The organism is Salinibacter pepae, from assembly GCF_947077775.1.
Lineage (GTDB): Bacteria > Bacteroidota > Rhodothermia > Rhodothermales > Salinibacteraceae > Salinibacter > Salinibacter pepae.
In genome coordinates, this window is sequence record NZ_CAMTTE010000001.1 from 2,899,267 (window position 1) to 2,922,700 (window position 23,434).

A 23,434-nucleotide genomic window follows, 5' to 3' on the forward strand; every position below is an offset into this window, starting at 1 on the left:
AGCTCAGGACGAACGCTTTCGCCGGATTGCAGTCACGGTCGTATGCCCGAGGTTCCATCCTCACAGACGGACACGCCCGCCGGGGTGCAGGGAGACGGCGCTCCGGGCAACGGGGCGCCCCCGGACGAGCAGGGGGTCATGTCGTTTCTGGACCACCTTGAAGAGCTGCGTTGGACCCTCATCAAAGCCGGGGCCGGCGTGCTCGTCGCCATCGCGGTGTGCTCGTTCTTCAGCGAATGGATTGTCGACCAGGTCCTGATCGGGCCCACGCGGCCGGATTTTTTCATGTACGACGTGCTGGCCCTGGAGCCGGAGAGCCTGGAGCTGCTCAACCGGACGATCACCGGCCAGTTCTTCGCGGACATCGGGACCATCATCGTCGTGGGGCTCATCGCCGGGTCGCCGGTCGTGGTCTTCTACCTCTGGCGGTTCATCGAGCCGGCCCTCTATCCCAGCGAGAAGAAGGGCATGCGCTTCTCGGCGGTCTCGGCCACCTTCTTCTTCCTGCTCGGCGCGGCCTTCGGGTACCTCATCCTGACCCCGCTGGCCCTTCAGTTTTTCGCCCAGTACACCCTCTCCGAGCAGATCGTCAACCAGTTCGACATCATGACCTACTTCAGCATGGTGACGTTCTGGACGATGGGCACGGGGCTGCTCTTTGAGCTGCCGGTGGTCGTGTACTTTCTAGCAAAGGTGGGCATCCTGACCCCGGAGGCGATGCGGGCGTACCGGAAGTATGCGCTCATCGCGGTGCTCGGCGTGGCGGCGTTCCTGACCCCGCCGGACCCGATCTCGCAGATCATCGTCGCCGTGCCCCTGCTGGGCCTGTACGAGCTGTCGATTTACGTGGCCAAATGGGTTGCGCGGCGCCGGGCCCAGGCGCTCGGCATGACGGACGAGTAGGCGCTGTCGCGTTCCCCCGCATCAGTCCCCACCGGGCCCATGCGTCGATCCCGGGCAACCGTGTCGCTACTGGGAATGGCCCTCGCCGTGTCGATGGGCATGGGGGTGCTCGTCGGATTCTGGGCGCCGGATGACGACCTGTTCGAGCTCCGCAAGGGCCTCCGGATCTTCGGGGCGGTCTACGAGGAGGTGGTCACCGGCTACGTGGAGCCGGTGGACCCGGGGCACCTCGTGCGCGTGGGGGTCGACGCCATGCTGAAGGAGCTGGACCCCTACACCACGTACGTCGACGAGGCGGAGAATGCGCGGATCGACATCATCACGGACGGGCAGTACGGGGGCGTGGGGCTCGACATCGGGCGCCGCAACGGCGCCCTGACGGTGGTGGCGCCTGTTGCCGGGGGCGACGCGTACCAGCAAGGGGTGCGCACGGGGGACGTGATCACCGAGGTGGCGAACCAGCCGGCGGCCTCGCTGTCGGTGGAGGACGTGGAGGCCCTGCTCCGCGGGCCGCCCGGCACCACCGTCCCCGTGACGGTGGAGCGGGCGGGACGGCCCTCGCCCTTGACGCTGACCCTGACCCGCGAGCGCGTGGAGCTCCGGGACGTGACGTATCAGGGGCGTGTGGGTTCGGAGCGGGAGCTCGGGTACGTGAAGCTGGAGCGCTTTACCCGTGGCGCACCGGGGGCGGTGGAGGCGGCGCTCGACGCCCTTCGGGACACGGGGCCCCTTCAGGGAATTGTGCTCGACCTGCGGGACAACCCGGGAGGGCTGTTGCGGGCGGCCGTCCGGATCACGGCGCTCTTCGTGCCGCAGGGCACCGAAGTCGTCTCCACGCGGGGGCGTGACGACGGTGAGACCGAGTCGTACACGACCGACCGTGTGCCCCTGCTGCCCGAGACGCCGGTCGTGGTCCTCGTGAACGGACAGAGCGCCTCGGCGAGCGAGATCGTGGCCGGCGCCCTGCAGGACCACGACCGGGGCGTGGTGATGGGCACAACCACTTACGGAAAGGGCCTCGTGCAGAACGTCCGGTCCCTGCCCCACAACACCGCCCTCAAGCTGACGACGGCCCAGTACTACACCCCGAGCGGCCGCACCATTCAGCGCCTCGATGCGAACCCAACGGACACCACGGCCCCTCCATCCCGGGTGCACGAGACGACGGGAGGCCGCACTGTGCGCGACGGACACGGCATTCGGCCGGACGTGCGCGTGGCGTCCCCGTCCCCGAGTGCACTGGGGCAGGCCCTGACGCGTCGGGGCGTCTTCTTCCGCTACGCCAACCACTACGCCGCCACCCACGACACACTCGCCGCTGACTTTTCGGTCGACGAGTCCGACCTGGGGGCCTTCCGGGCGTGGCTCGACCGCGAGGAGGTGGCGTACCCGCTCCGGGCAGAGCGGACCCTCGACTCCCTCCGGGCACGCATCGAGGCGAACGGCTACGAGGGCCTGCGGGACGAGACGGCGGCGCTGGACGAGGCGCTGGGCGAGGCGAAAGCAGCGGCGTTCGAGCGGCACGCCCCGGCCCTGATGCGCCACCTCCAGCGCGAAATCCTGGCCCGGTACGTCAGTGCCCGTCGGCGCATCGAGGCCCTGCTCCCAGCGGACGAGCAGGTAACGGCGGCGACGGCCCTCCTCCAGAATGCGGACCGCTACGAACGGATTTTGACCCCGGAGACGGAACGGTGACGACGCTGACGAGCGGAAGATGAAACGACGAGGCGATGGGGGCACGGCGGCCCCGTCGCCGTCCATATTCCGAGGGGCCCCTTTGCGCCGGGGACGGTGGCCGGCCCTTTCGTTTGTTGATCCTTTCCTCCCGGACCGCCCATGTCCCTCTACCAACGCTTTTTTGCCCACACCCTTGCCTGGGGCGATGACGCCCAGGACCGCCTCTACGGCGACCACAAGCGTCGGCTCTTCGCGGGCCTGGAGGGCACCGTGGTCGAGATTGGGCCGGGCACGGGCGTCAACCTGCCGCACCTGCCCGACGGCCTCCGGTGGATCGGGCTGGAGCCGAATCCGCACATGCACGGGTACATCCGGGAGCAGCTGGAGGGCCGCGCCCTCGACGCCGAGATCCGCACCGCCCCGGCCCAGAAGACGGGCCTGCCGGACGAGAGCGTAGACGCCGTCGTCAGTACGCTCGTCCTCTGCTCCGTCCCCGACGTGATGGACACGCTGGCCGAACTGCGGCGCGTCCTGCGCCCCGGTGGGCGGCTCCTGTTTATCGAGCACGTCGCGGCGGAGCGGCACACGCCGCTCTGCTGGTTTCAGCGCGGAATTCGGCCCGTGTGGCGGGCCGTGGCCGACGGGTGCCGTCCGGATCGCGACACCGGTGCGCAGCTCCGGCGAGCGGGGTTCTCGACGGTCGAGATGGAGCGGTTCGACATTGGGGTCCCGCCGGTGTCGCCCCACATCGTGGGAACGGCGACGAAATGAGTCCAAAAGGGGCCCGTGGCGGGAGGGACCCCGGCGTGTGAGTACGGGGGATGTTCAGTGTTCGCCCATAGACCCAGTGTTGTGTCGATGCCTACGGTCCATCTTCTTGCGCGCGCCGTCGTGCGGGAGGCCAATCACGTGCTCGTCGTTCGGGCCGAGGGGCAGCCCCACACGTTTCTGCCGGGCGGCCATCGGGAGCCCGGGGAGGGCCTGGAGGCCTGCCTGCGCCGCGAGCTCCACGAGGAGCTGGGGGTGCGCGCCGAGGTGGGCCGCTACCTGGGGGCCGTGGAGCACCAGTGGCGCCGCGACGGGGAGCGTCAGTACGAGATCAACCACTGCTACGCGACCACGAGTCCCGCGCTCACGGTCGACACGCCTCCGCAGGCCGAGGAGGGGTACCTGTCGTTCGCCTGGGCGCCCGTCGACCAGCTCGACCGGGTGTCCCTGCAGCCGCCGCCCCTGCGTGCCCTGCTGGCGCGGACGGACGCGGCGGACGCTGCGTGGTGGGGGTCTACGGTTCGTTGACCGTCGCGGACCGCCAGCACATTCCGGCCCCGTAGAGCCAAGGGGGCTTCTGGGGCGTCGTCGCGCATTCCCCATTTCTTTAGAGGGGGACCGCATGGGATCCAGGATCCCGCCCCGACGACGCGTGTATAGACCGTGCTTTAAGAAAAAAGGGCCTGTAGCTCAGCCTGGATAGAGCATCGGCCTTCGGAGCCGAGTGTCGGGGGTTCGAATCCTCCCGGGCCCGCCCTTGGTGCCCTGAGCCCGCCTCCAGTGTCGCTGGAGGCGGGTCTTTGTGTCGGCGTCCGCGGTGCATCGCTCCCTGGTCCGTAAGGCGCACGGCCCGGATTTTGGGACGCACGCAGCCATCCCAGGAAGGGGGCCCCTGGTTTTAATCCGATGTCGGGAAGTCGCGGGCCGCGAGCACGGGCCCGTTCGCCTCCCGAAGCACCTCCTCGGTGACACTGCCCAGCATCGCGCGCCGGACGCCCCGAAGGCCACGGGTGGCCATGACGACCAGATCCGTCTCGTGTGGGGCACTGCGAAGAATGCTCGGCGCCGGCTCGCCCCGGTGCACAACGTAGGACACCGTCAGGTCTCCGCCTGCCAGATCGCTGCCCCAGTCTTCGAGGGCCGTTTCGGCCTTCTCCTTCGTCTTGTGGCTCGTGACCGTCGGGGACTCCGGGCCGTAGACCGAAGGGGTATCGGGCGTTTCGACGACGTGCACCAGCTTCAGGGGGGCCTCATAGATCGTCGCGAGACGACCGGCCTGCTGCAGGGCGCCCCGGGACGGATTCGAGAAGTCGACCGGCGCCACGATCCGCTCGACGGAGGCGGCCGCCTCTTCGTCGTCGGGGGACTGGACGGTAAAGACCGGAGTGGGGGCGGTCCGTAGGGTCTCCTCCGCCACGCTGCCGTAGAAGGCCCGCTCGACGCCCCGACGCCCATGGGTCCCCATCGCGATCATGCCGACGTCCTTGCTCTCGGCGTACCGTACGAGGGCGGGGGCGACGGCGTCTGCCCGCTCGGCGTTGAAGGTGAGGCGGCCGTCGTCTGCGTCGAGGCCGTGGGCCGAGAGGGCGTCCTGGCACCGCTCCTCAAACTCGTCTTCAAGCTTGTAGGTCGGGACGGGCGAGCGCGGCTCCCGCTGGAAGGGGCCCTGCGGCACCTCCTGAACGTGCATCAGGTGCAGCCGGGCGTCGGTTCGTTGGAGAAGATCGGCGCCGTAAGCGAGGGCCCGCTTCGAAGAGGGGGAGAAGTCGAAGGCGAGCAGAAGGTCGTTGAGTTCGAACATGAGATGGGGGAGAGGGGAACGTATCGGTTTTCAGGGCACTGAAGTGAAGGGGCGAGGCGGGGGCGTCCGGCCCCACCCGCTCGTATCGAAGTCGTGAGGCACGATTGGCGTTCCGGGCCGCAACTGCTCGGACAGCAGGGGACGAAGACCAGGACTGACGCTCGCTGGGCAAGCAGGAAACAGAAACCGCCAGGGGGGGTGCAGGGGAACAAGAAAAACGACAGGCGGCCGTCCGGGCATGCCCCACGCGCAAACGAAAGGCCCAGGGGTGAGGTCCATCTGGCGTGTGGAACCCGTGTGCACGGACCGGGGCCCAGGCCTCCAGACGGCCGGGCCGCCGTTGCACCGGGCGCGGCCACGATGGCTTACGGAATGGAGCTGCCGGGTCCTCCCCCGCCGGCCACGCTGCTCGCCGTGTTGCGGAGGCGGTTTCCGAAGCCGCCCAGGGGACCGTCCCGGCCCGAGTTTGGAATCTGGAGCCGAAGCAACTGGGACAGCTGCCCGCTCTTGACCTGGAGGCTGAAGCTGTACGACTGGCGCGCCCCGAAGGGGACCCAACTGAAAGACATCACCCAACACCGGCAGCGCCCGATGTCCCGGTTGAGGTTGATGCTCGTAGTGGCCAGCTCGTTCTGAACAAAATCGTAGCCCGTGCGGCCTTCCAGGGACCATCGGGGCGTTACGTCGAAGCTGAACCGGGTGTTGAGTGTTGTGGTCTGGCCCTCAATCTGCTTCCGCGGCTTGCGGAAGCTGTAGTTGAAGTCAAAACTCAGCGTCCAGGGAATATCCGTGCCGAGATAGCCCGGCTGGGGCCCGGAGGCCCGGCCCCGTTCGGGGCGGCCTGTGGCGGTCCGCCCCCCGCCCGACTGCCGGCCGGGGCGGGTGCCGACCCCGCTGCCCCCGCCGCCTCCCTCGAACGAACTGCTGAGGTTAAGGCTAAAGCGTGTGAGGCGGACCGGCGTGAGGGGGCTTTCCGAAAACATGTAGCGGTCGACGCGTCGGAGGCGGCGCCCGTCGCCGTCCCCGGTGGGACGGAGTGCGTAGGGGGAGAAGGTCATGGACGACCGGACGCTAAAGTCGCGGATCGAGGTGCGGGCCCGGAGGCCAATGTCGCTGAGCTTGAAGGCATCGGCCGTGAAGTTGTAGGCGGCATCCAGGTCGAAGTCCAGCAGCTTGATCGTCTCCTCGTCCGTCTCCCCGGTCGAGTCGACGCGCACCTGTTTCGTTTCGAGCTCGTTGTCGAGCCGGAAGCTCAGGGTGCGCTGCTCGTTGCTCCCGCGCACCCGGTTTCCGCTGAGAATGTCGTACCGGACCGGGTCGCCCTCGTCGTTCAGCACAGGGTCTCCGTTCGCGTAGCGGAGCGGGCGCGTCCGTCCCCAAAAGGGGGCGTTGAAATTGGGACTGTAGCTAAACGAGAGGGAGGGCGAGACCCGGTGGCGGAGGCCCTGGAAGGGGCCGACCCGGATTGGGAAGAGGCCGTACAGCTCCGTGTTCGCCGAGATGCCCGTCGAGAAGTCCCGCCGGGCGTAGAAGCCCTGGACCCGCCGTTCCTCGGTCGTGCGGGTGGTGTCCTCCGCGGTCGTGTCGCGGTCAACGACGCGGCGGAGGGTGCTGATGCGCCAGTCCGAGTTGTACCGAAAATTGGGGCTGAGGCTGAGGTTATAGCGGTTGACCCGGAAGGAGGCACTCACCGGGATCTGGTGCGTCGCGCTGAAGTCGAACTGCTCGTCGTCGCCGGTGGCGGTCCGATACTTCTCCCGGTCCACGAGTGCCTCGTACCAGGCGATGTCGGCGACCCGGTCCGCCTCCAGGGAGTCGCCCTGCTCGCGGAGTTGCTCGACGTCCCGCGGGGAGAACGAGTAGCTGTTGTCGACCGACAGGTCGTAGGAGGTCGTGATCTTCTCGAACCACCGCTCGTCGCCCACCGCCTGCTCCACCTCGAAGGGCTTAAACGAGCGCTGCGAGAAACTCAGGCTGGGAAGGGTCATGGACACCTCCCCGCTTTGAAGCTGCTGCCGCTGGTTGGCACTGAGGGTGAGGTCTTTGCCGCTTCCGGGCCAGCTTTTGCTGTAGCGCAGGTTCGACGAAATCTCCTGGCTGACGGCGTCGTCGTAGTTGTTGCTGTTGCGGCGCGCGAAGTCCGTCGAGGTGGCCAGGTTGATGTCGCCGCGGATGGATGCGGTGGGGGAGAGGTCCTGACTGTGTTGCCACTGGAGCTGGCCCCGGTGCCGGTTGGTGAAGTCGGGGTCCTCCTCCTCCCCAATTTGGGTGCGCCGGTAGGTGAGGTCCACGCTCCCGTCGTAGTTGTATCGCTTGCTGTACCGGAATATGGGGTTAATCTCGAAGCTGCCCTTCGACCAGACGCTGGCCTGGAGCTGCAGGTCCGTGTAGGCGTTCATCGCGAAGTACCAGCCCCAGTTGCGGAGGAAGAGGCCCTTTTCCCGGTCTTGGCCGTAGTTCGGCGCCAGGGGGCCGCTCCGGCGGCCCGACACGTTGGGCAAAAACCCAAACGGGAGCCACAGGGGGGTGGGGATGTCGAACAGGTACAGGTGAATGGGGCCGGTGTAGACCCATTCCCCGTCGACCTTCATCTGGTTGGAGCGCAGCGAGTAGGAGGGGGTCTCGCCGGGGGGGCAGTCACAGGTCGTGTACCTGCCCTCCTGCACAAACAGGGTGCTGTCCTCGAACGCCTTTACGGCATCGCCCTGCACGTAGCCGTCCTGCTGCTGGGTGCGGGCCGTCACGACCCGGCCCCGTTTGGTGCGGAGGCTGTAGGAGAGGGCCTCTCCGGTGAACGACTGGCCGCCGCCCTGTTGCCCGCCGCCCCGCTCGAACGTCGGGCGGGTTTGTGCGGTGTCGGAGGGGGAGCCGAACGCCTCCAGGACGCTCGTCTCGAGGTTCATCTCGATGGTGCCGGCCTTCAGGGTCGCGCCCTGGTACGACATCTGTGCCTGGCCGTGGAGGGTCCCGTGGTCCGCCGAGTCGGTGGGGGTCACGATGACCAGCGAGTCTGACGCCGCGAACTCCACGCCGGCGGCGGCGTCGGAGCCGGCGCCCGGCGCCCCCGAGGCGGACGGTTGCTGAGACGGGCGGGCCGAGTCGGGGATGGCGCGGCGGTCCTGGGCGGCGCCCGGAGGGGCCAGGAGGGCAAACACGAGTAGGGCGCCGAGCCCAACGGTCAATCGGTCCGGTCGGAGGGAGCGAAGCACAGTCACCAGGCGGTGGGGTAGGCACGAACCGTCCCGCCCCGGGCCCCGTGCGCACATCGCGTGTGGCGGCGGATGGGCGGGCCGACGGCTATCGGGTTCCAACCTGGGCGTCCTTGCCCTCAAAGGCGAGGCGGGCCGCCCCGAGAAGGCTGGCCTCGTTCCCGAGGTCTTCCCGGTGAATTTGGAGGTCGTCCCGAAGGCCCGGCGTGACGAAGCGGGGGAGGACGTCGCGGGCAGGGTCGAGGATATAGTCCCCGGCCGCGGAAACGCCCCCGCCCACCACAATGGTTCGAATGTCCAGAAGATTTACGGCGGACCCGAGCACGCACCCGAGCTTGTGGCCGGCCCAGGCCAGCATGGCCTGCGCAAACGCGTCGCCCTGCGTGGCCGCGTCGTACAGCGTGCGGGGCGACATCTGGTCCAGGTCGCCCTCCACGAGGTCCCGGACGATGCTGTCGGGGTAGTTGACGATCCGGTCGCGGGCGTGACGGGTCAGGAATCTCTGGCCGAGGTAGCCCTCAATGGCCCCGCCCACGCCCGTGTTGGCGAACGGCCCTTCGTAATCGACCGTCATGTGTCCAATCTCGCCGGCCCCGCCCGTGCTCCCCCGAAAGATTTTGTTCTGGTATATGATGCCGCCGCCCACGCCGGTGCCGAGGGTGACCATGATAAAGGAGTCGACGGGCCGGCCGGCCCCGTGGAAGGCGGATCCGAGGGCGGCCACGTTCGCGTCGTTCTCCACGATGATGGGGAGGGACCGGCCGAGTCGCGACTGAAGGGATGCGCGCAGGTTGACGGATTCCCAGTCGTCGATATTGGGCGGGTGGGAGACCGTCGTGCGCTCCCAGTTCACGGCGCCGGGGGCCCCAATCCCAACGCCCGTCACGGCCTCCGGCGGGGCACGATCGATCAGGTCCGCGACGAGGCCCGTGATCTGGGACGTGACGTGCTCGGGCCCCTGCCGGGCCTCCGTGGGACATTCGGTTTGTTCGAGCAGGCCGTCCTCGCGGGCCACGAGGGCGGCCTTCAGGTTTGTCCCGCCAATGTCAACCCCAACGGCGTACGAACTCATGCTAGTCCGTGGAGTGGGTGATGGGCAGAGAGGTGGGGGCCGGGAGGCCCCGGTCGTGGGGCGCCGGCGTGTCTCGTCTCATTCGGCGGGCTCGACGCGGTAGATGGTTTCGCCGGGTCGTTTCATGCCGTACTCCTCACGGGCGATCCGTTCGACGAGGCTATCCGACAGGGGGCGGTCGAGCTGAGAACGAAGGCGCTCAATTTCTGCGCGGAGGTCGGCGTTCTCCCGAGCGGTCGCCTCCAGTTCCTGGTGCCAGCGGTATCGCTGCCAGAGGCTGTGGCTGTCGAAGAACGCAACCCAGACCAGCACACCGCCCAGCAGAAGGCCGAGCCCCCACCGCACATGGCGACCGGAGAGCGTGGAGTCGGGCATGGTGGGCGGGGTCGCTTAGTTCGTGAGGGGGAAGGCGTCGAGGCCAGGGTAGTGGGCCGTCGCCCCCAGCTGCTCCTCGATGCGGAGCAGCTGGTTGTACTTGGCCACCCGGTCGCTTCGGCTGGCCGAGCCGGTCTTGATCTGGCCCGTCCCGGTCGCCACGGCCAGGTCGGCAATCGTCGTGTCCTCGGTCTCGCCGGACCGGTGGCTGATAATTGCCGTGAACCCGTGCGTGTGGGCCGTCTCGATGGCGTTGAGCGTCTCGGTCAGCGTGCCAATCTGGTTGGGCTTGATCAGGATGGAGTTGCCGCAGCCCTCTTCGATGCCCCGCGTAAGGCGCTTCGTGTTCGTGACGAACAGGTCGTCGCCCACGAGCTGCACCTCGTCCCCGATCGCGTCGGTCAGCATGGCCCAGCCGTCCCAGTCGTCCTCGTCCATGGCGTCTTCGATCGACAGGATGGGGTACCGGTCGACCCACTCGGCCCAGTACGCGACCATGTCTTCGGAGGACCGCTCGGTCTCCGGGTCGCTCTTCCAGAAGACGTACGCCTCGTCCTCGACCATTTCGGCGGCGGCGGGGTCGAGGGCCACGAAGACGTCCGAGCCGGCGGTGTACCCCGCCTTCTCGATGGCGTCGAGAATGAGCTCCACGGCCTCTTCGTTCGAGCCGAGGTCGGGCGCAAAGCCGCCCTCGTCCCCCACGGCGGTGCTGTAGTCGCGGTCCCGAAGCACCGACGCGAGGGTGTGGAAGACCTCCGCGCCGGTGCGGAGGGCGTCGGAGAAGGAGTCGGCCCCCGCCGGCGCGATCATGAACTCCTGCATGTCGACGTTGTTGTCGGCGTGCTCGCCCCCGTTGAGGATGTTCATGAGCGGCACCGGAAGGGTGCGCGCGGTGGCCCGTCCCAGGTGGCGGTACAGCGGCACGCCCAGGGTGGCGGCGCCGGCTTTCGCGGCGGCGAGGGAGGCCCCGAGGATGGCATTTGCTCCCAGGGTCGACTTGTCCTCCGTCCCGTCGAGGGCGCGGAGCGTGTCGTCGATCGCCACCTGCTCGAGCACGCTCATGCCGTGCAGGGCATCGGCCACCGCGTCGTTGACGTGGCCGACCGCCCGGAGCACGCCCTGCCCGTGATAGCGATCGGCGTCTCCGTCGCGGAGCTCGACGGCCTCGTACGCGCCGGTCGACGCCCCGCTCGGAACGGCGGCCCGGCCCAGCACCCCCTCCTCGGTGGTGACGTCGACCTCGACCGTAGGGGTGCCGCGGCTGTCGAGAATCTGGCGGGCGGTGACATGTTGAATCGAAGCCATACGGGACGGACGTGCGGAGTGCTGAGACAGGCGGTGACGAAGACCGCGCCCCGCAGTGCGATGGGAACGAGGTCTATTTGTTAACTACGTGGTCGGCGTCCAGAACCACAAGACCGAGTCAGCAAGGGCGTTCAAAATGATCGGCCGTGCTCGCAGACGGCCGGCACACGGATGAGGCCCGGCCTTCCTCCGTGACAACGAAAAGGGCCGACGGCCTCAACGGCACGCCGGCCCCTCTGCTCTGCCGAAAACGTCCGAGTCATCCGGAGGACGGGGCCGACCGGACGGAGGTCGACTCGCCGATCCAGGAGTAGCAGCCGTAGTCGATGGTAAACGACGCGCCGCGCTCCCAGTCCTCCCGGTAGAAGATGTCTTCCTTGGTCGGAAACACCTTTCGGTACGTCCGAATCTTGCTGTCCGCGACCGAGGAGATTGAGGAGTCGACTTCCTTGGCCTGCCGATACTTGTCCACGGCGGCCCAGTACACGGCCTTGTCGTTCCGGGCCATTTCGCCCCCGCTGCACTGGTTCACGGCACGTGCGTACAGGTCCCCGATGGCAATGTACGCCCGTCCAAAGCTGTCCTTCATGTCGATGGCCTTCTGGAAGGCCCGGCGGGCCTGGGCGAGCTGCTTCATCTTCTGGTAGGCCGTGCCCCGGTTGAAGTGATCCTCGGCCTTGAGCTCGGCCCCCTGCTTCTCGGCCCGCTTGTACGCCCGAAGTGCAGCCTCCGGGCGGCCGTCCTCAAGACGCATCTGTGCAATCTCCCGGACCGTCTCGGCCGACGGTTCCATCTTGATGAGGCGCTTCGAAAGCTCCGAGGCCTTCTTGATGTTGCCCTGCTGGTTGTACGCGTCGAAGAGCTCCGTGAGCAACTGGGTGCTGTCCGGGCTCTGCTCCACCTGCTCCTCCAGGTACGCGATCTGGGCCTGCGGGTTTTTGCCGAAGATGTCCTCACGGACCGAGCTGATCATTCCGGCCACCTCCTCGTCGTCGCCCCGCTTCGACTCGACCGTGTTGGCGAAGTCGAGGGCCTTTTGCAGATTGTTGTTCTCGAGATGCGACTGCAGCACCTGCTGAATGTAGTAGGGATCCAGCTCCTTCGGGGCCATCTCAAAGGCCCGTCGGTAGTGGGCCGTCGGGGTCTCAAGCCCCTCCATACCGTCCGGGAGCGAGCCCTGATGCTTTTCGAGGAACCGGCCCTTGCGCCGCTCCCACTTGTACGGCGTGTACTCGAGGTCGTACTTCTCGATGTTCTCCGAGGCGGACGCCAGGTAAGTCGCCGCGGTGTCCAGGTACGCCTTCCGGACGTCCTCCTTCGTGGCCTGCTCGGCGAGCCCCTCGTAGAGACTGATCACGCGGCGGTAGTTGTCGTCGTCCCCGTCGGGGGTGCCGGGGGCATTTTCGAGTATCCAGAGCAGATCGCTCCGCGCACTTTCGAAGTTATCGTTCTTGTAATTCTCGTAGTAGAGGCTGTAGTGCATCAGCTTCTCCCGTTTGCTCGGCTCGCTGTCCTGCGCGGAGGCCGGCGGAACCGCCACGAGGAAGGCAAGCCCTGCGCAGAGGGCACCGACCACGAGAGACTGAAACCGGAGGAGGGGGGCAGATTGAGGCATATTGGGGGCAGTTCTGTCCGATATTTTGAACAGGCTAGGGCCTTAGACTGGACGCTCATCGTTGAGTTTCAGTCAAGAGGGCCCGTGGCGGGACCTGTTCGGCGAGGGGATGACCCGCGGATCCCGGAGAACGCTACCGGAGCTTGCGCCGCTGGAACCACCGTTCGCCGAAGTTCACGTGAAGAGAGACCCCGAAGAACCGGTCGCGGACGAGGGAGTTGGTGGTCGTCCCTCGCGTTCCGGCAGTTGTATTCAGGTCAATTCGCGTGCCAGAGAGAGAGGTGGGGAGGCTGATGCCCGCAGTGAGGGCAAATTCGTAGAGGGTCGTCTCCCGATCCGGGCGCACGTACATCCGCTCCGCGTATCCCCCGAAGCGGTAGGCCGCCTGGGCAAAGTACCCGGCCAGCTGATCGTCGCCGGCGGGCACCACCTCGGCCCCGGTGGAGAGGCGCCATCGATCCGCGAGGGTGCCCGGGCCGCCGGCCGGAAAGCGGGACGGGACGGTTTCGGAGGCCCCGGTGGAGAAGTCGTTGGAGAAGGTGCTCCAGGGCTCGAAGGCCCCATCGAGGACAACTGTCCAGCGGGCATTGGGCTGATAGGACAGCCCCAGGCGGCCCTTCCACGGCAGCGTGACGTTCCCCCGCTCGGTGGACAGGGTGTCCCGGGCGAGGTCCTCGTCGAGGGTGCGGTACTGCTCGCCCGACAGGTTGGCCGGGAGGGTCACGGAGGCCCCGATGGAAAAGGCGTCGTCCTCGGCGAACACGTCGGCGAGGGCGAGGTGGCCGCCGAGCGTGCTGGTCAGTCCGGAGAGCTGCACGCCGTCGGAGACGATGGTGTTGCGGAGCTGAGGGGCTGCCCACGTCGTGCGCCGCCGCCGCTCGAGGGTGCCAAACAGAAGGTCGGCGGTGGCCCCGACGCTCAGCATGTCGTTGACCCGGTATCCCAGCCCGCCCCGCAACCGATGAAGGCCGCCGGATCCGGAGAAGGTGGTCTCGTATCTCGCCTCTGCGTCCTGACGAGGGCCAATGGGCTCCTGTCCCGTGCGGGTGGCGCTGTAGTTCGAGCGGGAATAGGGCTGGAAGGAGATGCCCACCCCGAGAGAGCGTTCGTAGAGCGGGAAGTTGAACTGGAGGGCCTGCACGTTGCCGGAGCTGAGGCGCCCGGAGTTGCCCTGGCCGTCCTCCACGCTGGTGGAGCGGTAGGCGGCGCTCCCGGACAGGCGCGTGAACACCTGGTCGCTCCAGAGGGCCGGATTGGCGTCGGGGTTGTAGTTGAGGGAGCGGAGCGCGTAGCCGCCGCCGCCCATCGCGTCGCTCTGGGACGACGAGAACTCCACCAGGCTCCCCATCCCGAACCGGGAGTAGATCGTGCCCTCGCCGTTGGACTGGGCCTGCGCCGGGGCGGGAGCGCCCAGGAGTCCGAGGGCGAGGCAGACGATCCCGAAAAGCAGATGAAGACGCGTAAACACTCGCATGAGACTGTCGTGCAGTCTACAGAAAGAAGGCCGGGCGGCAATCATTGTCTAGAGCGGCGTTACGGTCAGGGTGGCACGGGGGCCGTCGACAGGCACGAGAACGGGAAGTGTGGTGGGCAGGCCGGGCTGGACGGTGGCGGCCCGGTTGACGGAGGTGTTTTCCCGGTCGGCGACGTGGACCCGAAATGTCGTGAAGACCGGAGACCGGTCGTCGCGGACGCGCTGGAACGACTGCCGAAAGGTGGAGCGTGCCACACCGTCCGGGACGAGGGCCGACGCGGGGGCCGCCGACGGAACGAGCGGGAGGACGCAGGCCTCGTTCGCATCGGAAAGCGTCACGGCCCCCACCACGGGGCAGGAGGGAGCCCCCGAAGACCGAGTGGCGATGACGCGGTAGCCCTGCGGCTGGGGCCGCTCAAAGCCGGACCGGGTCTCCAGCGCGCTCGTGTCGTTGGGCACGAAAATATTGGCCTGGTTCAGCGGGGCGCTTTCGAGGGTGTCGAGGGGGCTTTCGCGAAAGGCCCATTCCATCGCCAATCCCTTGCCGACGCCGCCCTGCATCAGCCGGTAGCCGGGCGGTGGGGCGCCGGCGCCCGTCCGCTCAATGTGAGTGAAGGTCTTCAGGCCCGGGTAGTCGGCCGTGGTGGCGTCATCACCGGAACCCGTCCGGAGCCGAAGAGAAGCAGTCGACGAGGAGAAGCCCACGACGGCCTTGCTGTTCGGCGCGACGATCTTAAAGCCGAAGAACGCGTCCTCAAAATCACCCCCCGTCCTGCGCAACGTCCCTATGTTCTCGCGGACCCAGGACGCCTTGAGCCGAATGGTGACCAGCGAGTCGGACGGGTTGATCTGGGCCTCGTTTATGGACACCGGGGAGGGGGCGGCGTCGAAGCTCGCCGTCGCCCGGGCGGAGTCCATGTCGGCCTCCGACGTCAGGTCGTACACCTCCACGTCCATCGACTCGGACGAAGATCCATGTAGGTAGTCCGTCGTCGTCAGGCGCAGCTCGGCGGTGAGTGAGCTTGGATCAGCCGAAGCAATGTCGGAGGGGAGATCGTCACGGCCCGCAAAGTCGACATATCCGTCCGTCGTCACGACGCCCGTCCCCGGCGTCGGGTCGTCGACTTTCCCAACTAGAAACCGCCATGCCCCTTGGTTCTGAGACTGGGCCGGAGGGCGCCCCTGCGCACTATCTCTCGCAATCCCCGTGATGGGGGCCACCGTCGTGTCGCGGACGTCAGGCGTCACGTCGAGGGTGGAGGGACTGCCGCCCTGCAGCCCAGAGCCCACCCCCAGCCCGACGTCCGACGAGTCGCTGCAGGCGGTGAGCGAGACGAGTAGCGCGCCCCCAACGAGAAGCGCAGGGAGCCAGGAAGACCTCATAGACATCGGCATTGCGAGCGGCGAACGCCGGTTCGGTACAAAAGGCGAGGAGGGGCCCCCGAATGCACGACGCACTGACGCAGAACATCCGAACGGGAGCGATGCCGTGGGGGGCCCGACGGTTTTGCGCCAAGGGCACGGGCCCGTCCCGGAATCGGGTCCCTGAATGCCACCTGGAAGCAGGGTGTTTCTCGGCGGGGGAATCCTACGCAGGGACTTCACCGAGCATTTGATCGTACAGCGCCACCGTTTGCTCGGTGCGCGGCTGGGGGTCGTCCTGAAATCTGGATGCGTCCTCGCCCGGCGTGCCATTGGCCGAGGCCCCGTCCGGAGGGAGAATTGTAGCGTCCGCGTGGGTGCGGCCGACCTCCGAGAGCGTCGCCCCGGCGTTGCCGTCGATCGGAAGGTCCATCGTGTCGGCAAACGAGGCCTCAAGGGTCGTGGCCGGCGCCTGTCCCCCGGGGGTGAAGACCGACTTCGTGGCGCTCAGCAGGTCGTCGTCCGCGTAGGTGGTGGCGAGAAGGGTCGGAAGGAGGCCACTGATCCACCCGAAGCCGTGGATCAGGTCCGGGCCCCAGCGCAGCTCCCGAAGCGTCTCCAGCACGGAGCGGTTGAAAAACAGCGCCCGGTCCGCGTTGTCGTCGAACGCGCTGCCGTCGCCATCGGTCGCGCGGCCCGAGCGGCCGAAGTATCCCTCATGGTCCATAAAGTAGACCTGCAACTGCACGTCCGGCACCGAGGCCACCTTCACGGAAACCGACTCGGTGTTCGTCCCCATCGGGACGTCTGTGTCCGAGAGGCGGATGACCTCGTGGAGGCTGTGCTTCCGCTCGTTGATGTCCCCGTAGCAGGGCATCATGATTCGTACTTCGAAGTCCCCGGCTTCCTGTACCTGCTCGGGGAGCGACCGGGTGAGGGTGGCGAGTGGGGACTGCTCGGTGAACGGCGCGAGTGCTTCGGCGACGTACAGAAGACGGTAGGAGGAGGCCATGTGCATCAAAGGATTTGGGAAGACAACGGTGGGTGCGGACGAAAGGCGTCCTGCCCGGACGAAAGGCCCGAGCGGCCCTCGGTCCAATCGGTGGGGCGAGGCGCGGCCGGGCTGTTGCTGAGGGCGCGCACGAGGCAGGAGTGCCCCACAGCGGAAAGATCCCGGGTCGAAAACGGAGACTGGCCCGAAAACTGCGGCAACCAGGCCATAACGGCTCCGTGCCTCAGCGTTGATTCTGAAGGTTCTGTGTTAGCGGACGCAATGATCCACTGGTGTGCTTTTCATAAAAACAAAGATATTGCTATTTGCCCCGGAAATCAACTTCAAAAACCACTGCCCCGAAGAAGTCGCGTCAAAACCGTGAAAATTTGAAATTGGCCGGGGGCTAATTGCTTCCTCGGGAGGGGACGTTGCTCGTCTGCGCTCAGCCCCCGTTAACGAGGGCTTCCAGCCGGGAAAAAGGACAATGTCAGAACGACGCGTGAGTGACGACCCTTGTCGAGGGGCCTCCTGGGAAAGAGAGACCGGTCGGCTGAAACCATCCTTCCGGCGAGGCACCGTCCGATCCGTCGGCGTCATGCCAACAATCCTGTGGGCCCCTGGTCCTGTAGTCCAGGGCCACGCGGCCTCGTTCGTCGATGTGCACGGCGGTATGGCGGTCCGGGCGACCGGCACGATGCCCCCGGATTGGCCGGCAATTTCTTTGGGGTTGGTGGGAGAAGGCTGTATCTTCCGTACCACGAACGACTCTTCGCGACGAGCCGTTTTGCTGCCGCATGCCGACCCTCACGGCCGAGCACGTCGGGCACTACTTTGGACGACTGCTGCTCTTTCGAGAGCTGTCGGTGACCCTGCACGCGGGGCAGACGCTGGCAGTGACGGGGGCCAACGGGGCCGGCAAGTCGACCCTTCTCCGCATCCTGGCCGGCCTGCTCACGCCCCGCACCGGTCGCGTGGTGCTTACCGTAAGCGGAGCCCCTGTGCCGGACGAGGAGCTCCCGCTTCGGGCCGGGCTCGTGGCCCCGGCCGTCGGCGTCTACGAAGAGCTCACGGCGCGCGAGACCCTTCGCTTTCTGGCCCGTGCACGGAGGGTGGCGGACCCCGCAGCCCGGATCGACGAGGTGCTCGCTCGGGTCGGGCTCGCCGGTCGGGCCGACGACCGGGTGGGGACGTACTCCTCAGGCATGCGGCAGCGGGTGAAGTATGCGGCCGCGCTGCTCGCCACCCCCCCGCTCCTGCTTCTCGACGAGCCCGCTGCGAACCTCGATGCGGCCGGGCGGGAGATGGTCGCGTCGATTACGGAAGCGTGGCGGGCACAGGAGCGCCTCCTCGTCGTGGCGACGAACCGACCCGATGAGGCAGATCGACACGATCGGCAGCTGCGCATCGAGAACCACCGGTAGCGCCTGAGGCGTCCGGTGGGGGCGTCCCTCCTCGATTTCTGTTTCCTCAAGTGTGCATTTCTTCCGCCCATGGCCCACGACACGACCGAAATATACGTACGGGACCTTTCCGAAGACGCCGCTGCCGACTGGTTGCAGGGCGCCTTTGAGGGCCTCGAACAGGTGCAAGAGGCCCCAATTGTCACCTACGAGGGGCGGTACGACGGAGAGGCCGTTCCGGTGCAGATTACCGAGCAGGTAAAAAACGGGCCGTACACCAGCATCTGGTTCAACGCGCCCCGGCTGCCGTGGGAGAGCATCCGGGAGTGTGCCCGGGCCGCGCACGACGCACTCGGGGCCGAGGTGCTCTGCTACCTGAATCAACCCAAGGAGCCGTGGCGCATGCTGCGGATGGAAGCGGGCGAGATGGAGCGGGTCGACGAACGCACCCTGGACGACTTCTAGGGCTGGTCGACGGCCTCGCGGGCCTCCAGGGGGTGTACCGTGACTGCACCGGGCGGGGCATCGAGGGCAAGCGTGGGCCCGCCGCCGTTGAAGGCACGGCCCTTGTCGTTGCTTGAAGGGGGGCCGAAGGCCTCATCGACGACGAGGCCGGTACTATCCAGGTCCGTCTGGAGCGTAAATCCGGCCTCCGCGGGCAGAAAGAAGCGCAACGTGCCCGAATGGATCTCCGCTGTGCTCGGCGCGGAAAGGGTCTCGAAGGCGACGGACGCGTCTCCGGAAAAGACATCGAGCGCGACCCCTCCCCGGATGCCGGTTGCCGTGATCCGTCCGGAGTGGGCGCCCAGGTCGAGCATCCCGTCGACCGAGTCGACTGCCACGGTGCCCGCGTGGGTGTCGATCTCCACGTCGCCCTCTACACCAGAGACATCGATGGTGGAGGCGTAGTCCTCGATCTCGAGCGTTGCCGTCTCCGGCATCGTGACGTGGTAGTGGGCGGCCAGGTTGCCGCCCGCACTCGGAGAAATGCGGAGGAGGCCCGGAATGTGAAGTGACCAGGAGGCTCCGTCCTGGTCGATCGAGAAGCCCTGATCGGTCCGGCGGACGATGGCGTTCGACGCCACCATGGAGTCTTCGGCGCTCACCGGGGCGATCCTGTAGGCAAGCCGGTCCCGCTCCCAGGTGGTGACGGTGATGGTGCCCTCATGGGTGTCGACGGCGACCGCCCCGTCGGCGGCAAGGGGCACCGTATCCCCCACGGTGCGGGCCGGATCTTGTGCGGCGGCGGAGGGGGCGACGCCCAGGCTGAGGACAGCGGCGGCGAGCGGGGCACAGAGCGAGGGGACGGATCGAGGCATGGGGGACGAGGTGACTGCGCAACAGACGATGGGAGGGCCCGCGAGAACCCGCAGGGGCATCCCATCAAACGAGAACACTCGCCAATCCGTTACACCCGTCGTCGAAATAAAGCCGCAGCGAGCCGGAACGCGGCCGTGTGTCGGCTCCCGGCCGTCCCCACGAGAGGGAACAGCGTTCGCCCTGACCGCGCGTCTGCGCACGTGACGCCCTGCCGGGCGGCCCACGAGCCCTTTCCGTGCGGGAGACCGGCCGCGTTCACCTGTGAATGCCCACCTGCCGCCCGAAAGGAGGGAGGCGGGGCGTCTCGTTCCTGAAGCGACTGCGGACTGGGCCGCGAATTACACGTGCTCCTCGGCGTGGTAGGACGAGCGCGTGAGCGGACTGCTCTCGACATGATCGATGCCCTTTTCCTCGCCGACCTCCTTGTACCAGTCGAACACCTCGGGTTCGACCCACTTCTCGACGGGGAGGTGGTGGTCGGTCGGCTGCATGTACTGGCCGATCGTCATCACGTCGAGCCCAATCTCGACGAAGTCCTCCATGATCTCCAGAACCTCTTCTTGCGACTCGCCGAGGCCCACCATGATGCCGCTCTTCGTGCGCAGGCCCTCCTCCTTCGCCCACCGGAGGACCTTGAGGGAGCGCTCGTAATCGGCCTGGGGCCGGACGCGGCGGTAGAGGCTGGGCACCGTTTCCACGTTGTGGTTAAAGATGTCCGGCTCCGCCGCAAAGACCGTCTCGCAGGGGTCCCGCATGCCCCGAAAGTCGGGCGTGAGCACCTCGCAGGTCGCGCCCAGGTCGTGGATGCGCTCGATGACCTCCGCAAAGATGGGCGCGCCCCCGTCCTCCCGCTCGTCGCGGTTCACGCTGGTAATGACGGCGTGGTCGAGGTCCATCTTGTCGACGGCGTCGGCCACGCGGCGCGGCTCATCCCAGTCGAGGCCGTCCTGGGGCTGCCCCGTCTTGACGGCGCAGAAGCCGCAGGAGCGGGTGCACACGTCGCCCAGAATCATAAACGTCGCCGTGCCCCGGCTCCAGCACTCCCCCATGTTCGGACAGTTGGCGCTCTCACAGACCGTATGGAGGTCGTGGTCCTCCACGGTCTGGCGGACCTCGGTGTACGATTCGCCTTGGGGAAGGGAGACGCGGAGCCACTCCGGGCGCTCGCCGCGTTTGTTCTTGTTGGTGTTCTCGACGACGGGCAGTTCGACGAATCCAGGATCGCCGTCGCCCGAGGGGCCAATGGGGTCGGGCTCTACGGCGCCCAGGTCCGTGTCGCCGGGCATCGTGGGCTCGTTCTCGGAGGTGTCCGGGTCGCGGGTCTCGGTGGTGGACATACGCAAAAGGGAAGTGTCAATCAGCCGACCATCGGGGCGGACAAGCGGCCCGCCGGGGTCGGCACGAAAACACGGAAGAGAAAGTACGTAGGCCCGCGATGCCCGTTCCTCTCTCCGGGGCGGCCGGCCGGTTCGCGCCGGTCCCCAGCAGACAGGTAACAGGGACGTAGGCTTTACCAAAAAGGCGGAACGATGGAGGAGGCCGATCGACGGGGCGGAATGAGGCCTCCCGATCAGCCACGGGCCCCGTCGAGGTCCGCACGCAGCAGGCCAAAGTAGCGGACGTCTACCAGGGCCCCGTCTTTTTCGCGGTGCTTGCGCAGGCGGCCCTCCTGGCTGAATCCGGCCTTGTGCAGAACCCGGGCCGACGCCTCATTCCAGGCGAAGACCTCTGCCGTGAGCCGCACCACGTCCAACTCCGTGACGGCGTACTCGGCGTACCGGGTGACCGCCTTGGTTATCAAGCCCCGCCCCCAGTAGGGCTTTGCGAGCCAGTAGCCGACCCGGGCACGGTGGGAGGCGCCGACGTCGAGGTCGTCGGCCCCCACCACGCCGACGAGTCGCCCATCGGCCCGACGGAGGGCGAAGGTCGTCTCTCTGGGCTGCTCGGCCCGGTGCTGGATCCGGCCCTCAATCCAGGCGGTGGCGTCGTCCTCGGTGTAGGGCCACGGGATGTCGAGGGTGTTCTCCCAGATCTCTTTCTCCTGCAGGTGTTCGACCACCGCCGCTTTGTCCCGCCGCTCCACGCCGGAGAGACGGAATTTGCCGTCGAGGGGCCGTTCGTTCATGAGGGGATGCGTTCCATAGACAGACAGCGCGCCCAAAGAACGAGCGCAGAACGGGTGTGCTCCGCCGCGTCCGTACCGGATGGGCAGGCCATCGGGGGGGACGGGGCCGGTGGAGCGTCGCAGCGGCGTCGAAGCCGGCGCGTGAGGCCCGCACGCCTTGACAAGGCGTCCCGGAGTCGCGAGACTGTATAGGCCGTTCCGAAACCAAGAAGGAGACGGTTCTGATCTCACTGACCGATCCGACGCTACGTCATGGCCCGCCGGTCGCTTGTCCTTTTCGCTGCCCTTGCCCTGGTGGGCTGTTCGTCGTCCCCGACGGCCGACCTCGTGCTGACAAATGGAACTGTCGCCACGCTCGACGACGACCACGGGCGAGTGGAGGCCCTGGCCGCCGCGGGCGATACCCTCCTGGCCGTCGGCAGTGCCGCCGAGATGGACCGCTACGTGGGGGCAAACACCCGGGTCGTGGACCTCGACGGGCGCCTCGCCGTGCCTGGCTTCATCGAAGGGCACGGCCACTACATGGGCATGGGGCAGGCACAGATGCAACTCGACCTTCTGGGCACCGCGTCGTGGGGGCGGGTGGTGTCGAAGGTGGACTCGTCCGCCGACGAGACGGCCTCCGGCGCATGGGTGGAGGGGCGCGGCTGGCACCAAGAAAAATGGACCTCGACGCCCGAGCGCATGGTGCGCGGCTTCCCGACGAACGCGCGTCTCAACCAGGTGGCGCCCGACACCCCGGTGTACCTGACCCACGCCAGCGGCCACGCCGCCATCGCCAACGACGCGGCCCTGGCGGCGGCGGGGATCGGGCCGGACACGCCCGACCCGGAGGGGGGCACCGTCGTGCGGGGCGCACAGGGGCGGGCGACCGGCGTGCTTCTCGAAACGGCGGCCGGGCTGGTCCAGGAGGCCCTCGACGCGTCGCGGAGCGATATGCCCCCGGAGCAGCGTCGCGAGCGGCGCCGCGAGCAGGTGCGCCTCGCCGCCGAGGAGGCGCTCGCGAATGGCGTGACGAGCTTTCAGGACCAGGGGGCCTCGTTTGAGACCATCGAGCTGTACCGCACGATGGCCGCGAACGACGAGCTCGGCATTCGGATGTACGCGATGGTGTCGCAGGGCGAGGTGACGCCCGAGACCCAAGAGCGCCTGGCCGAGATCCGCACAGTGGGGGCCGCCGACCACCACCTGACGGTCCGCGCCATTGGGGAGGTGACGGTCGACGGCGCCCTCGGCTCCCGCAGCGCCTGGATGCTGGAGCCGTACGACGACGCCCCGACCGACACGGGCATCAACGTGACGCCGATGGAGCGCGTCCGCGACATCGCGGAGATTGCGCTTGAAGAGGACTACCAGATCGCCGTGCACGCGATCGGCGACCGCGCCAATCGGGAAAGCCTCGACCTGTTCGCGTCCCTCTTCGACCAGGAAGGAGTGGAGGGCGAGGCGCTCCGCTGGCGCATTGAGCATGCCCAGCACCTCCACCCGGACGACGTTCCGCGCTTTGCCGACCTCGGGGTGATTGCTTCCATGCAGGCCATTCACGCCTGCTCCGATGCCCCGTACAATTACCAGCGCCTCGGGGCCCAGCGGGTGGACCAGGGGGCCTACCCCTGGAACACGCTGTGGGCGGATGGGGCCGTGGTGGGCAACGGCACCGACGTGCCCGTCGAGAAGATCAATCCCCTCGCGAGTCTGCACTGCACCGTGGCCCGCCAGGTGCCCGGGACCGACACGACGTTCACCCCCGACGAGACCCTCACGCGTCGGCGGGCGCTCCAGTCCTACACGATCAACAACGCCCGCATGGCGTTCGAGGAGGACGTGAAGGGCACCCTCACCCCTGGCAAGCTGGCCGACGTGACGGTGCTCTCCAAAAACATCCTGACGGGCCCGCCGGAGCGGCTCCGGGAGGCGACGGTCGACTACACGATCGTGGGGGGAGAGGTGGCCTACGCCAACGAGTGACGATTCCGAATGGAGGGAAACGTCCCCGCGGCTGGCGAATTTCTATATCCCACTCGGTCACTTTCA

General features: G+C 67.5%; 19 protein-coding genes and 1 tRNA gene. 8 read left to right on the forward strand and 12 right to left on the reverse strand.

All coding sequences use genetic code 11. The features are described from left to right. Positions 1–42: 42 nt before the first annotated feature. The 5 genes from tatC (at position 43) to OJA40_RS12185 (ending at position 4,102) form a co-directional block, all read left to right on the forward strand. Complete coding sequence (tatC, locus tag OJA40_RS12165; protein WP_208425392.1) at positions 43–903, forward strand: twin-arginine translocase subunit TatC; 861 nt, start codon at positions 43–45, stop codon at positions 901–903. 39 nt (positions 904–942) lie between these two features. Then, positions 943–2,598 carry a S41 family peptidase gene (locus OJA40_RS12170; protein WP_208425391.1) on the forward strand — a complete coding sequence of 552 codons (1,656 nt, stop codon included), beginning with the start codon at positions 943–945 and terminating at the stop codon, positions 2,596–2,598. A 141-nt stretch (positions 2,599–2,739) separates the two neighbouring features. After that, a complete protein-coding gene (locus OJA40_RS12175; RefSeq protein ID WP_208425390.1) occupies positions 2,740–3,351 on the forward strand; it encodes a class I SAM-dependent methyltransferase in 612 nt (203 codons plus the stop codon). 87 nt (positions 3,352–3,438) lie between these two features. Beyond that, the gene (locus OJA40_RS12180) at positions 3,439–3,876 is read left to right on the forward strand and encodes an NUDIX domain-containing protein (protein WP_208425389.1); all 438 of its coding nucleotides are present in this window, start codon (positions 3,439–3,441) and stop codon (positions 3,874–3,876) included. 151 nt (positions 3,877–4,027) lie between these two features. Next, positions 4,028–4,102, forward strand: a tRNA-Arg gene (locus OJA40_RS12185). Positions 4,103–4,246: 144 nt separating this feature from the next. On the opposite strand, the gene OJA40_RS12190 is transcribed toward OJA40_RS12185, so the two are convergent. From OJA40_RS12190 to OJA40_RS12230, 9 genes are all read right to left on the reverse strand, one after another. Further along, positions 4,247–5,149, reverse strand: coding sequence for a universal stress protein (locus OJA40_RS12190; protein WP_208425388.1), 903 nt, complete (start codon positions 5,147–5,149; stop codon positions 4,247–4,249). A 365-nt stretch (positions 5,150–5,514) separates the two neighbouring features. After that, positions 5,515–8,358, reverse strand: coding sequence for a putative LPS assembly protein LptD (locus OJA40_RS12195; RefSeq protein WP_263810786.1), 2,844 nt, complete (start codon positions 8,356–8,358; stop codon positions 5,515–5,517). A gap of 88 nt (positions 8,359–8,446) precedes the next feature. Next, positions 8,447–9,430, reverse strand: coding sequence for an ROK family protein (locus tag OJA40_RS12200; RefSeq protein ID WP_208425386.1), 984 nt, complete (start codon positions 9,428–9,430; stop codon positions 8,447–8,449). A gap of 78 nt (positions 9,431–9,508) precedes the next feature. Next, on the reverse strand, positions 9,509–9,805 hold the full coding sequence (locus tag OJA40_RS12205; protein ID WP_011403551.1) for an FtsB family cell division protein: 297 nt from the start codon (positions 9,803–9,805) through the stop codon (positions 9,509–9,511). 15 nt (positions 9,806–9,820) lie between these two features. After that, positions 9,821–11,110, reverse strand: a complete 1,290-nt coding sequence (gene eno, locus OJA40_RS12210; protein WP_208425385.1) for a phosphopyruvate hydratase — start codon at positions 11,108–11,110, stop codon at positions 9,821–9,823. Between the two features lie 259 nt (positions 11,111–11,369). Beyond that, positions 11,370–12,725, reverse strand: a complete 1,356-nt coding sequence (locus OJA40_RS12215) for a tetratricopeptide repeat protein (protein WP_208425384.1) — start codon at positions 12,723–12,725, stop codon at positions 11,370–11,372. 133 nt (positions 12,726–12,858) lie between these two features. Continuing rightward, complete coding sequence (locus OJA40_RS12220; protein ID WP_263810787.1) at positions 12,859–14,199, reverse strand: outer membrane protein transport protein; 1,341 nt, start codon at positions 14,197–14,199, stop codon at positions 12,859–12,861. A gap of 48 nt (positions 14,200–14,247) precedes the next feature. Next, positions 14,248–15,582 carry a hypothetical protein gene (locus tag OJA40_RS12225; RefSeq protein WP_263810788.1) on the reverse strand — a complete coding sequence of 445 codons (1,335 nt, stop codon included), beginning with the start codon at positions 15,580–15,582 and terminating at the stop codon, positions 14,248–14,250. A gap of 205 nt (positions 15,583–15,787) precedes the next feature. Beyond that, on the reverse strand, positions 15,788–16,573 hold the full coding sequence (locus OJA40_RS12230; protein WP_263810789.1) for a glycogen/starch synthase: 786 nt from the start codon (positions 16,571–16,573) through the stop codon (positions 15,788–15,790). Positions 16,574–17,349: 776 nt separating this feature from the next. Between OJA40_RS12230 and OJA40_RS12235 the strand changes: the two genes are divergently transcribed. Together OJA40_RS12235 and OJA40_RS12240 are read left to right on the forward strand one after the other, a co-directional pair. Continuing rightward, positions 17,350–17,976 carry an ABC transporter ATP-binding protein gene (locus tag OJA40_RS12235; RefSeq protein WP_263810790.1) on the forward strand — a complete coding sequence of 209 codons (627 nt, stop codon included), beginning with the start codon at positions 17,350–17,352 and terminating at the stop codon, positions 17,974–17,976. Between the two features lie 69 nt (positions 17,977–18,045). Then, positions 18,046–18,420: a hypothetical protein gene (locus OJA40_RS12240; RefSeq protein ID WP_208425380.1), complete on the forward strand. Its 375-nt coding sequence runs from the start codon at positions 18,046–18,048 to the stop codon at positions 18,418–18,420. Here OJA40_RS12240 and OJA40_RS12245 read toward each other — a convergent pair. The 3 genes from OJA40_RS12245 to OJA40_RS12255 form a co-directional block, all read right to left on the reverse strand. Further along, positions 18,417–19,274 (reverse strand): DUF4097 family beta strand repeat-containing protein, encoded by an 858-nt coding sequence (locus OJA40_RS12245; RefSeq protein WP_208425379.1) that lies wholly within the window; start codon positions 19,272–19,274, stop codon positions 18,417–18,419. The two genes, OJA40_RS12240 and OJA40_RS12245, sit on opposite strands and share 4 nt — an antisense overlap. Positions 19,275–19,613: 339 nt before the next feature. Next, entirely contained in the window at positions 19,614–20,612 is a 999-nt protein-coding gene (gene lipA / locus OJA40_RS12250; RefSeq protein WP_208425378.1) for a lipoyl synthase, read from the reverse strand. 233 nt (positions 20,613–20,845) lie between these two features. Beyond that, positions 20,846–21,400 (reverse strand): GNAT family N-acetyltransferase, encoded by a 555-nt coding sequence (locus OJA40_RS12255; protein WP_263810791.1) that lies wholly within the window; start codon positions 21,398–21,400, stop codon positions 20,846–20,848. A 252-nt stretch (positions 21,401–21,652) separates the two neighbouring features. Between OJA40_RS12255 and OJA40_RS12260 the strand changes: the two genes are divergently transcribed. Beyond that, positions 21,653–23,368, forward strand: coding sequence for an amidohydrolase (locus OJA40_RS12260; RefSeq protein ID WP_208425376.1), 1,716 nt, complete (start codon positions 21,653–21,655; stop codon positions 23,366–23,368). Positions 23,369–23,434: the final 66 nt, after the last annotated feature.